This is a genomic window from Streptomyces sp. NPDC057654, assembly GCF_042800135.1.
Classification (GTDB): Bacteria; Actinomycetota; Actinomycetes; order Streptomycetales; family Streptomycetaceae; genus Streptomyces.
On the sequence record NZ_JBHVHQ010000220.1, the window covers coordinates 1 to 11052 of the forward strand.

An 11052-nucleotide genomic window follows, 5' to 3' on the forward strand; every position below is an offset into this window, starting at 1 on the left:
GCACTCCATTGAGTGCGGCGAGGAAGTGATACATCCCTCTACCTGGAAATGAGCAGGAAAGGAAAACGATATGGCCACCGACAAGCCGAATCGGCGCCCCAAGAAAGGGACGGCGAAGGACCAGCCGAGCACGTCGGTGGGTCAGGGGATGCCCCGGCAGGGTCGCGGGACCAAGAGCCTCGGCCCTGAAGAGGATATCGGGAGACCACCCGAGGACAAGATCAGCGTGCCCAAGCCGCTCCCGGGGCCGGGAGCCGATTCTGCTCCTTCCGGTGCGGCGGACACTGCGCCGACGATGCCCGAGGCCGCACCGAAGATGCCGGACGCTGCAGAGACCGCGGGCAAGGCTGCTGGTGCCGCGGGTGCCGGGTCGAAGATCAAGCAGGGCATGAACGGCGTCGCCGGGAACATGGCTGGAGGCGCGGCCCGGAAGGCGGTCGAGGGAGACGGCAGCAGTGCGACCCGGCGGGCTGCCGGGCACTACGCGGGAGCTGCCGCCTCGGGTGCCGTGGCCGGCGCACTGGCCGGCGGGCTGCCGGGAGCTGCTGTTGGCGCAGCGAAGAACGTCGGCGTCGAGGGGGTCCAGGATGTGGTCAAGGGCGTGTCCACGGCCAAAGGCGGCGGACCGGACATCGAGCCGGCAGACCGGCCCGGACTGAACGCCGGCGGCACGGGTTACGAGCGTGGCGCGTCGAAGGGCGACGAGGGCCTGGGCCCGAAGGCGGCCAAGGGCATCGCCGTCGGCGGTGGCGTTGCTGCTGTTCCCCCGGCCATGGGGCTGATCGTGACCATGGCCTTGCTGAACTGGCTGAAGTCCATGTTCTTCGCCGTCATGGCGTTGGTGGTCAACGCGGGGAAACTGCTGTGGACTCTGATCGTCAACATGGTCAAGGCAATTGGTCATGCGATCGCTGCGCCGTTCATGGCGATCGGCAGTTTCATAGCCAAGGGGTTCGGCGCGGTCCTGGGCGTTACTGTCACGGCGACGATGGCCCCTGTGGCGGCAGCGATGTCGGGGGTGGTCGCGCTGACCGCCACCGTGGCCCTGCTGGGCGCGGTCTTCACCGGTGTCCTCAATTCGACGGCGCTGACCGAGGGCAGTATCAAGGCGAACGGAACGGCGTGCGTCGTCAACGCGGGTAGCGTCGGCAGCGGTTCAGGGGCCACGGTCCCGGCGGGCGTGGAGAAGAACGCCAAAGATATCTACTCGGTGCTCAGCAGCTGGGGGATGCCGAAGGAGAACATTGCGGGCATCCTCGGCAATTGGTCGCAGGAGTCCGGGATCGATCCGACAAGTGTGCAGAACTTTCCCACGGGGACGTATGGCATGACCGCTGGGAAAGCCAGCGCGGCGCAGAACACGGACAACGGCATCGGTCTCGGGCAGTGGACGTTCGGCCGCAACACGTTGCTGCGTCAGTACGCGAAGAGCAAGGGCATCGACTGGTTCACGATCAAGGCCCAGTTGGCCTTCATGGTCACTGATGACAATCCGGGCGACGTCACGGTCTTCAAGGGCATGCTCAAGACGTCGCAGGGCTCACCGCGTGTGGCGGCGCTGCACTTCCACGAGAAGTGGGAGCGTTCGACTGACGGCTCGGCGGGGCTCACCGCACGAGGTGACAGCGCCGAGATGTGGTTCGGCAAGATGAGCGGCTGGTCGGTCGACAGCTCGATCGTGGGCGGTGTCAAGGACATCGTCGGCGGGATCATCGAGAGCATCAGCAACGGCATCGGCACGATCGCGGGCCACTGCAGTACCAAGGGCGCATTTCCTGTCGCCTTGAAGGACGGCGGGATGGCGCAGGAGGAGGCTCAGGCCCTCGTCGACCTCTTCAACAAGGAGGGCGACAAGTTCCTCGACGGCCGCTACGGCAAAACGGGGGGGCCTGGCTCGTGCGAGGGCAACCATGCCGAGAACTGTGTGTCGTTCTCGACCTATTTCGTGAACAAGTACACGACGTTTCAGACCTACCCGGTCGGTGAGGGCAAGGACACCGCTTACACGATCGCGAGGGAGACCGGCAAGCAGATGTCCTCGACTCCGACGGCGTATTCGGTGGGTTCCGGCCCGAGTTCCCTTCCTGTCGGCCACACCCTCGTGGTGCTCGGCGTCCAGGGCGACAAGGTCATTGTCGGGGAGGCGGGCTACTGCGCCTTCATGGGCCGAGTCCGTGTCGACAGCGCGGCGCGGATGGCGGCCAAGGGCTGGAAGTTCGTGGATATGTCGGATGCGATGCTCCCTTCCGACAAGATCAAGAAGGCCTGAGGTGCGGCGTCTGTTCTGGGAGCGAGAAGCCGGTGCCCGGCGATCCGGGCACCGGATTCGTCTTCCGGAACCCTTATCGAATGGATTCACACCCTGTGTCGAATGCCTTTCTGGATAGACTTGAGTCGTTTATGAGAGCAGCGTGGAGTGGGGAGTGCGTTCCGTGACGACAGCTCATGACGAGTCCGAGAGCGCGGGTCCGGAACAGGAGACCGGGTCGATGCCCGAGGAGAGGCCCGCGGCGCCGAAGACGCACAGGAAGGTCACCGGAGCCGAGCTCGAAGAGCGCTTCGTCGCCTGGACGATGCGCCGGCGCGAACGGGCCCAGGCACGCAGCGCGGAGGACAACGCGCGCCTGATCCGACGCGGTGTGACCGCGGTGATGGGGGCCGGGATCCTCGCCCTGGTCATGGTCACGGGCGTGGCCGGCGAGAGCTTCAAGGCGAACACGGCGGACAATGATGCCCGGATCGTCCAGCGCAAGGCGCAGTTGGATAATGCCCGGTCCACGCCCGTGAAGGCGGACGCCGGCGCGCGGCTTTCCGAGCTCACCGAGGCGGCTGCCGCCGACGCGAAGAAGGTCGCGGCCGGGGAGCAGGCCTTCGCCACGTTGTACCACCGGGCCGGTGTCCAGCCCAGCCCGAACAACGGGGTTCCGAACCAGGCCACACGGGAGATCATCAGGCACCGCCGGGCCATGACGCCGCTGTTCAGCAAGGCTTCCTTCCTGGTCGGTGACAAGGAGGCATACAGCACCTCGTCGCTGACTCCGTTCGATGCGACCGCCGAGATCGATCCGCGCTACGCCTGGTACATCCGCTACGACGGCCAGAACGCAGCGGCCTCGAGCACGTATGCATGGAAGGTCGGGACGGTGATGCCCGATCTGCGCGCGGGAGGAGGCTCGGGCGCGACGGACCAGGCGAAGGTCGTCTGGCTGTGCCGGGACACCAAGAGCGGCGAGGTGCTCGCCTGGGCGAGCGCGCGCTACATGCGCCACGCCAGGACGGGGGTCTTCGGTCACCTGGCGCTCGTGGTGACCGCCGACGGGGCCCGGTACGAGAACCCCGCGACCAAGATGCCGGCCGGGTCCGAAGTCCCCGAACTCAGCGGCGCGGGCGCGCAGAAGAAGGACGGAATGCGATGACGGGGCAGACGGCAGCACCCATGCGGCGGGGCTTCTTCCGGCGCAACCTCTCGGCCCTGGTGACGGCGGCGGTTCTCACTGCCGTCGCGACGGTTGCCGGTGCGACCTGGAGCAGTCAGCACGCGGCCCTGGCTGGGCAGGAAGCCCAGATCAACGATGTCGAGGAACATCTGGCAGGCGTTCGGAAGAAGAACGCCGAGCAGGTGAACGCGGATGTCATGGCGGCGCTGGGTGTCAGTCAGAAGCGGCTGGGCATCGACGGTGAGCGCATCGAGTCTCTGCTCTCGACGGCCTTCACGTGGGACTCGGGGAAGAGCTATGAGGCGGCGCGCGAGAGCCTGAAGAGCCGGTTCGGCCTCACCGAGAGCGAGACGTTCCTGACGTCGTTCATGCCCCCGTCAAGGTTCAACGAGGACGCCCAGGGGCGGCGTTACTACTACATCGACACGGTCGGCCTGAACTCGGCGCTCGGCGCGGATTTGGACGTCGAGGTCGTCGACGCCAAGGTGGGCGTCTACACCTACGCCGTCCTGGCCGGCGTCGAGGTCACCTCCGACGCGGTGTCCCAGAACAAGGCGAGCAAAGCGAGTGTCACGGCGCACCGGCGCACGCTGCTCTTCGTCACGGTCGACGCTCAGGGCAAGATCTCGAATCTCTCCGGCGTCCCGGCGAGTGGAGAGACTCGCCATTCCGGATAACTCACATCACCTTTCGACTAGTCTTATTGATAAGCTTGTCCTGGTATTCGAGTAGAGTGGCGAGTTGAGGGAGAATGGCATCGACACAGGCCGGTGAGCCGGGTGGGGGTGCAGTACGCAAGACGCACTTCGTCGCGACGTCCGCGGCCCTGCAGGAGGGTGCGGACACTCCTGGGCAGACGGAGCCCGCGGGCGGCCTGCGCAAGCGCACCCTCGCAGCCGGCGTGGGCATGAGTGCGGGCGCACTGCTGTGCTTCGTGCTCGCCGCGGGGTTCTCCGGCGGCCAGAACGCGGCGAGCGGTACGGCTGCGCCGGAGATCTCCTGTCTGCGGGAGCAGGTCAGGAGCACCGAGGCGAAGACGGCGGCGCTGCCGAAGACCGAGGACGCCGAGCGTGGTCTGACCGCGGCCCTGACGGCTGCCGGCCAGGTCGCGAAACTGCAGAACGACTACCGCTACCTGACACCCGGCGTGGCAGCAGCCGGCGGCACGCTCGATACAGCGGCGTCTCAGCCGACACTGCGCAACCTCATCCCCTACTTCATCCCCTCGGTGCACCAGACGGACCTGGGGCCGTGGTATCTGCTCGCCAGTGACAAGGACGTGGCGGCCGGCATCGGGATCCCGATGAGCTTCGACTCCGGCTTCGAGTGGGTCGCTCAGGTGCCCTACCTGGTCAACGACGACAGCACCGTCACGGTGACCTGGCTGGCGGTGGAGACCCGGACGGGTGCGGGCGGGAGGCTGGCGGTGCTGGCCTGGGCCCGCGCCGGATACGACCTGGTCCACAAGGCGTTCGTGAACATCCAGACCGGTACGACGGCCACCGGCGAGGCCCTGAAGCAGGAGGTGAAGGCGCCGTGAAGGAGGAGAACAAGGACAAACTGCGCCAGCACGCCGGGAAGGTCCTGCTCACCGGCACCGGGGCGCTGCTTGCGCTCTCGGTGGTCACGCTCGGAGCGGGCCTGCTCGGCGACGGCCCGGCCGCATCGGACACTCAGGCCGATGCGGCTGTTCGGCAGCTCGAAGGCAGCCTCAGCGACGCCCGGGCCAGGCTTACAACGCAGCATACGAGGCTGCTGGTTCAGCTGCCGGGCATGGACATCGGGCGGGTGAACCGTGACAGGGCGACGGGCCGGTCCCTCCTGCTCACCCTCACCGACAGCTCGGCGTCGACTCGGCCCGTCAAGGAGCAGCAGGTGCGGCTCGACGCGCGCTACGACTTCCTCGGCCACACGTCCCGGGTGCTCACCGAGTTCGTGCCGCAGTGGATGACGGCGACCGGAGCCACGAGGGGCACTGGGATGACGTACGCGCTCGCTGATCTGGACATCGATGTAAGTCGGGTGCGGGGCCTGAACTACTTCTACACGGGGGTGGCCCGGTTCGATCCAGTCCGCGTGGGACCGGATCACAACAGTGCCGTCAAGGGCGAGTTCGTGGTCTTCACCTACTCCACCTCTCAGGACGGCACGGTGACGTCGCTGGATGCCTATCGGGCCTCCGGCAGGAGCCGCGACGCCCTGGGTGCCTCCGGTGGAGGACAGCCCTCCGCCAAGCCCACCGGGTGAGCGAGGCGCCCACCGCTTCAGCGCGCGCCCCAGAAGACCCCGACGAGACGTAAGGACACGAACATGCCGACTGAGCCCCTGGAGAAGACGGAGACGACCGCTTTGGCGAACACGGCCGCGACGGCGAAGAAGATCATGGCGAAGCCCGTGAAGGAGCAGAAGGACGCGAAGCTGCGCGCCGGATGGCGGCGTCTGGCCCCGAGCGGGGAGGCCGGCAGGTCTTCCGTCATGGTGTGGGCGGGATTCTTGAGGGTCATCGTCCTTCTCGCCGACTACCTGCTGGCGTTCATCACAGCCGTGGTCATCATCCCGCTGCTGGGCGCATGGCTGCACCAGCAGTCCGGCGCATCCCGGGGTGCGCTCAGCGCTGACGGAACCATCGCCATGTGGCTGATGCCGCTCCTCTTCCTGGTCGCAGTACTCGCCGTGGGCGAGATCGTCGTGATGCGCGGCATGTGGCGCTGGGCAACGCGGATGACCGTGAAAATCCGGGACGCCCGGGGCGAGGCGCCCCGGGCCGGCGTCACCGCGAAGTCCACGGCCAGGACGGCCGGCCAGGGCAGGACCAACCGCAAGAGGAGCAAGTGATGCGCACCGCGGGACTGACGATGAACAGCGTATGGGCCCACCGTGTCCTGCGCGAACGAGGAGTACAGACGCACCGGCTGGAGGGGGTGACCGCCGAGCTCGGTGTCATGGTCGAATCGCTCGACCTCAAGCACCGGGGCAAGGAGGAGAACTACCGTCCATACCTGCACGTGACGGGTGAGCTCCGTTCGGTCACCCCGGCCAAGGCCCTGCCGTTCGGCATCTCCCAGGTGACCTACTCCCCCGGTCAGGGCGAGAAGGTGGACGCCTTCTATGAGTTCGACGACCAGCAACTGGTCGTGCTCGCCGGCAAGGGCTACTTCACGAGCGGCTTCGCCCTGCCCGAGCAGGTCACCGGGATCGAGTGGGAGTTGCCGGCCACGGCGGACATACTGGTCCTCGCTCCGTCGGGGGCGCAGACCGAAGGCGATGCGCCCGTGGTCTTCACCCAGGTCCACGGCATCGGGGGCCTGGAGATCGATCTCGAGTCCAGCGGCTACGACCTCGCCGGCTACTTCGCCGACCGCCCCAAGGACGGTGCCGGGCGGACTGAGGCCGCAGTCGATGCACGGGGGCTCAAGGCGCGCTCGGATGCGATCAACTCGTTGTTCACCGAGGCCGAGCTGGGCCTGGGCACCGAGGCCGAGCAGACCGTCGCAGCGCTCACGCCTGAGACGGCGCCGGTCGCTGACGGCCTGAGCACGCATCTGCAGCGGATCGAAGCGGAGCTTGCCGCCGAACGGGAGCAGCACCGGAGCGAGCGTGCGAGCACGGAGGGCACCACGGAGAATCTCTACCGGGAGCGCGTGGCCGGGGAGTTGCACCGGGCCGCGGAGCGAAAGGGGCCGATCGCTCCCCCGGCCCCGGCCCGTGAGGCGCAGCGCGACCTGAACCCGGATCTCGACCTGGAACGAAAGGAGCAGGACCAGGAGACCCCGCGACCTGAGCCCAAGCCCGTTCCGAGCCTGGACGAGCGCAAGCGTCAGGTCTCCCAGAATGCGGCCGGCCTGGACCTCGGCGAGGACGGCGAGCAGAGCCTGGGGTCCTGAGGACGGACCAGGCCACACGAGCGGCCCCGGTTGCTGGCGAACAGCAGCCCGGGGCCTTAGTGCATCGGGGCCGCGACAGGAAGGAGAGCGGCGATGAGCCTGAAGCAGGACATCATCGTGATCAACGAATTCAGCGTGCGGCTGCCCAGCGGCAAGGGATCGCGCGGTGCGACGCCGGGCGACTACGTCACCCGGTACATGGCCCGCGAGCAGGCGACCGAGGCGCTGACTCCCATCCAGCGGCTGCGCACCGACGACTTCATCATGCGCTACACGGCGCGGAAGTCGGCCGTCGAGCGTCCCGGTATCTCGCGGAGCGCGGCGAAGCATGAGATGCGCCAGGCCCAGGGCGCCGGCGGCGTGGCTTTCGGCTACCGCTCGGTCTCACTCTCCGACGAGCAGTTGCGCGCGGCCAGCAACGACATCCAACAGCACTTCGAGAACGGCAAGACCGTGCTCAAGACGGTGCTGTCCTTCGACGAGGAGTACCTGAGGAAGAACCGCATCGTCGATCGGGACTTCCACTGCGAGGCACGCGGCGACTACCGCGGCCACATCGACCAGATGAAGCTGCGCATGGCGATCATGCACGGTCTGGAACGGATGAGCTCGGGCACCAGCGGCTTCGACGACCTGCGCTACGTCGGGGTCATCCAGGTCGACACCGAGCACGTGCACTGCCACCTGGCCATGGTCGACGGCGGCCGGGGCCAGGTGATGACGAACGGTACGCAGCGAGGCAAGCTCCTGGACCGGCACAAGTCCAGGCTCCGCCGCGGTGTTGACGTCTGGCTCGATGAAAAGCAAGCGGTGGCCCGTCTCTCCAGCGCCGTCGGCTACGAGCGGCGCAACGTCACCACCTTCATCAAGCGGTGGGCGCACGAGCGGATCCGCGCCGAGTCGCTGCCGCAGTTCCTGCTGGCCTGCCTGCCGTCAGACCGGGCGTTGTGGCACGCCGGCTCGGATGACGCCCGCATGCGCAAGGCGAACCAGCTGGTTACCGAGGTCGTGAAGGAGCAACTCGACCGAGCCGGGTCCCCGATGCCGGGGGCCATGGAGCGCATCGTCGACTACGCCAACGAGCGCCGTGCGAAGCAGTTGGTGAGTACGGAGGAATGGCGGGAGCTGGTCGAGCAGGGACGTACGCGGATCATGGAGCGTGCCGTCAATGGCGTCTACCAGATGCTGCGGGCCCTGCCGGAGTCGGAGCTGCGGGTGCGCACGCCGATGCTCGACGTCATGGGGATGGACTACCAGCAGATGGCGGTGCTCGCCGCGGACCGGCAGAGCGAAGACGGCAATGCTGAGGCCGACCTGGTCTCCTTCGGCTTCCGGCTGCGCAGCTACGCCTCACGCCTGCAGCATCACCGGGGGAAGGCCGACGTCTACCGCGATCTCGCGCATCAGTGGGAACAGGCCGAGAAGGCCGACGCCGCCGCCGAGGACTCGCGCCCGCTCTACGACTTCTACCGTTTCGAGGAGAACTACCACCGGCGGCTGATGAGCAAGTACCGGCACTTCCTGCCCTTTCTCGGGGACGCCGGCCAGTGGTACGAGCAGCAGCAGGACGTGACGGCCTACGGCCAGCGGCTGGTCTCGCTCATGGCGTTGCGCGCGGATGCCTCCCTGCGGCGGATGAAAGATCCGGAGGAGGCCGAGAACCTGGGCAGGACGATCTACGATCAGCCCGGCGGCCGGTTGCTGGCTGCGGGCAAGCCCGGCCGGGCGGTGCTGGACGCGCGCATCCGGACAATGAAGCAGTCCTACGACCAGAAGCTGGACAGCCTGCGGGCTGATCTCGCTTCCTGCGGCCTGGTGCTGCACGCGGGGTCGGGCGCCGAGGAGCAGACCCGTACGGACGCCGACGCGCTCAGCACAAACTTCACGATCGTCGCCGGTGCCGCGTATGACTTCGCCGAGGTCAGGGCCCTGGATCTGCACCACCTGGGATACGACTACGTCACCGACATCGAGATCGGTCCACTGGCACGCAGGGCCTTCGTCGAGACCACCGGGGATCGCCGGCGGCTGCTGCTGGCGGCGATGGACTACCTGGACCAGTCCGGCCAGCCCGAGGCAATTCCTGATCTGCCGGTGGACGACGTCGCGGCGATGACACGGGTCTCCCGGGAGCTGACGCCTCAACAGCGGGACGACGAATCCGGCACGTTCGTGTTGCGTTCCCGGATCGCGGAACTGCGTGCCGAGCGCGAGCAGGCCGAGCGGATGCGGCGGTCCAAGGCTTCATCGCTGGACGCCGGACTTGCCGTGCGCGTCCGGATCCAGGTCGATCAGGCTGTGACCACAACGGATGCCAGGACGGCATTCGACTCGCAGTCACCCTCCCTACCGACTGGCTTTGAAGACGGACAGAAAGACTAGTCGTGGCCTTATCGAATACTCTATGAGAGTATTGACGTAAAGGGCATTCAATGGGACTCAATGCCTTCTCCGGACGATGCGACTGATCGCGGCCGACTTGTCAGAGGGCAGCCGGAACGGAAGGAAGGAAGTGATCATGGCACTCCTCAGGGGCAGGGGCGCGATGACCGGAGTCAACCTCATCGCGAAGGTCTACAAGAACGGCGTCACCAAGAACGGCAAGACCCAGTACGCCGACGTCCAGCTCGACGCCCGGGGCCCGCACGGTCAGGGGCAGACGAACCTTCATCTGGTGTCGGATCAGGTCCAGGGCGAGGACGGCGAGGTCCGCTACAACAACGGCGCCCCGTACTCCACCGGCCAGATGGCAGAGATCGTCAAGGCCGCGGGCCCGAACACCGAGCCGATCCTGAACGAGGACGGCAACGAGATCGGCACCCTCTACGGCTTCAAGGGCAACGTGATGCCCGCGACGCGCGGCACTGGCCTGGTGGTCAACACCAAGTCCGTCGGGGCCTCCGAGTTCAAGGTCGACGACAAGACGCTGGACAAGCAGTTCGCGTCCATGCGCGCCGCCCGCGAGGCACGGGCGGCGGCCAAGGGGCCGCAGGCTCAGACTCCGGCTCCCGAGGCCGAGCAGGGGCGGGCAGCCGGAGTCGATGAGCCGGTGGCCGGCTGAGACCGAGGTCGAGTCATGCCTTATTCGAAAGGCCCCTCAATGCCACGTGGCGAATACGGCAACCGCTGACACTGCGGCAAGTCGCCGTCCAGCGGCTTGTACGGCATCCAGGACCGGGTAGCCGCCAGCCGCTTCCAGCACCATCGCGCGCCGCCGATGCGGCACGCCCCCAGACCGCCCCTTCGTGGGGCGATGGGGCCCGATGCGCCGTGACCTGATCACGGGCCAGGCCCCGCCCTCCAGGCCTCGGCGATGCCGGCATCACGCCCATTGCCTGACCACCGAACTCCCACCGAGGCACACCCTTACCCAACAACACCCGATTTATGGAGGTTTCATCATGTATGCACGTCGTATAGCCATGCTCTCCGCCACCGCGGCGGCCATCGCCATGCCCGTCCTGTCCGCCACCGCGGCGACGGCCGCTCCCGCCCACCCCGTCTCGTCGTCCACCGCCGTCCAGGCGTCCCGGCCGTGCGACGGATGGGGGCCGTGGAAGAACCACGCCTCCGCCGTGATGATCCGCTCGAAGGCCTCCGCCGCCTCGACGAGCCTCGGCATCCTCTACCGGTCGCACCGCTTCGCGGTGCACTCCGAGCGCGGCTCGTGGGTGAACATCACCGACAAGAACACCGGCGTCCGCGGCTGGGTCTCGGCCACCTACGTGTAC

Annotated in this window: 10 protein-coding genes; all 10 read left to right on the top strand. The window is 67.3% G+C overall.

Annotation, left to right across the window (positions count from 1 at the left end):
• The first annotated feature begins 70 nt into the window (after nt 1-70).
• Nucleotides 71-2269: a phage tail tip lysozyme gene (locus ACFU99_RS18380; protein ID WP_384392885.1), complete on the top strand. Its 2199-nt coding sequence runs from the start codon at nt 71-73 to the stop codon at nt 2267-2269.
• Between the two features lie 163 nt (nt 2270-2432).
• Complete coding sequence (locus ACFU99_RS18385; protein WP_384392888.1) at nt 2433-3416, top strand: hypothetical protein; 984 nt, start codon at nt 2433-2435, stop codon at nt 3414-3416.
• On the top strand, nt 3413-4114 hold the full coding sequence (locus ACFU99_RS18390; RefSeq protein WP_384392891.1) for a hypothetical protein: 702 nt from the start codon (nt 3413-3415) through the stop codon (nt 4112-4114). Before ACFU99_RS18385 ends, ACFU99_RS18390 begins: the two co-directional genes overlap by 4 nt.
• 74 nt (nt 4115-4188) lie before the next feature.
• Nucleotides 4189-4977 carry a hypothetical protein gene (locus ACFU99_RS18395; protein WP_384392894.1) on the top strand — a complete coding sequence of 263 codons (789 nt, stop codon included), beginning with the start codon at nt 4189-4191 and terminating at the stop codon, nt 4975-4977.
• Nucleotides 4974-5684: a hypothetical protein gene (locus tag ACFU99_RS18400; protein WP_384392897.1), complete on the top strand. Its 711-nt coding sequence runs from the start codon at nt 4974-4976 to the stop codon at nt 5682-5684. The genes ACFU99_RS18395 and ACFU99_RS18400 overlap by 4 nt, the downstream gene beginning before the upstream one ends.
• Before the next feature lie 63 nt (nt 5685-5747).
• Nucleotides 5748-6272 carry a hypothetical protein gene (locus ACFU99_RS18405; RefSeq protein WP_384392899.1) on the top strand — a complete coding sequence of 175 codons (525 nt, stop codon included), beginning with the start codon at nt 5748-5750 and terminating at the stop codon, nt 6270-6272.
• Nucleotides 6272-7321: a hypothetical protein gene (locus ACFU99_RS18410; protein WP_384392901.1), complete on the top strand. Its 1050-nt coding sequence runs from the start codon at nt 6272-6274 to the stop codon at nt 7319-7321. Before ACFU99_RS18405 ends, ACFU99_RS18410 begins: the two co-directional genes overlap by 1 nt.
• A 93-nt stretch (nt 7322-7414) precedes the next feature.
• Nucleotides 7415-9703 carry a relaxase MobL gene (gene mobL / locus ACFU99_RS18415; protein ID WP_384392904.1) on the top strand — a complete coding sequence of 763 codons (2289 nt, stop codon included), beginning with the start codon at nt 7415-7417 and terminating at the stop codon, nt 9701-9703.
• Between the two features lie 136 nt (nt 9704-9839).
• Nucleotides 9840-10382 carry a hypothetical protein gene (locus ACFU99_RS18420; RefSeq protein ID WP_384392905.1) on the top strand — a complete coding sequence of 181 codons (543 nt, stop codon included), beginning with the start codon at nt 9840-9842 and terminating at the stop codon, nt 10380-10382.
• A gap of 340 nt (nt 10383-10722) precedes the next feature.
• The coding region (locus tag ACFU99_RS18425) for an SH3 domain-containing protein (protein WP_384392908.1) at nt 10723-11052 on the top strand (330 nt) is incomplete at its 3' end.

What these genes read in the sequence shown, in the direction of transcription:
- ACFU99_RS18380 (WP_384392885.1), top strand. Translation starts at nt 71, where the DNA reads ATGGCCACCGACAAGCCGAATCGGCGCCCCAAGAAAGGGACGGCGAAG.
- ACFU99_RS18390 (WP_384392891.1), top strand. Translation starts at nt 3,413, where the DNA reads ATGACGGGGCAGACGGCAGCACCCATGCGGCGGGGCTTCTTCCGGCGC.
- ACFU99_RS18395 (WP_384392894.1), top strand. Translation starts at nt 4,189, where the DNA reads ATGGCATCGACACAGGCCGGTGAGCCGGGTGGGGGTGCAGTACGCAAG.
- ACFU99_RS18405 (WP_384392899.1), top strand. Translation starts at nt 5,748, where the DNA reads ATGCCGACTGAGCCCCTGGAGAAGACGGAGACGACCGCTTTGGCGAAC.
- ACFU99_RS18410 (WP_384392901.1), top strand. Translation starts at nt 6,272, where the DNA reads ATGCGCACCGCGGGACTGACGATGAACAGCGTATGGGCCCACCGTGTC.
- mobL (WP_384392904.1), top strand. Translation starts at nt 7,415, where the DNA reads ATGAGCCTGAAGCAGGACATCATCGTGATCAACGAATTCAGCGTGCGG.
- ACFU99_RS18420 (WP_384392905.1), top strand. Translation starts at nt 9,840, where the DNA reads ATGGCACTCCTCAGGGGCAGGGGCGCGATGACCGGAGTCAACCTCATC.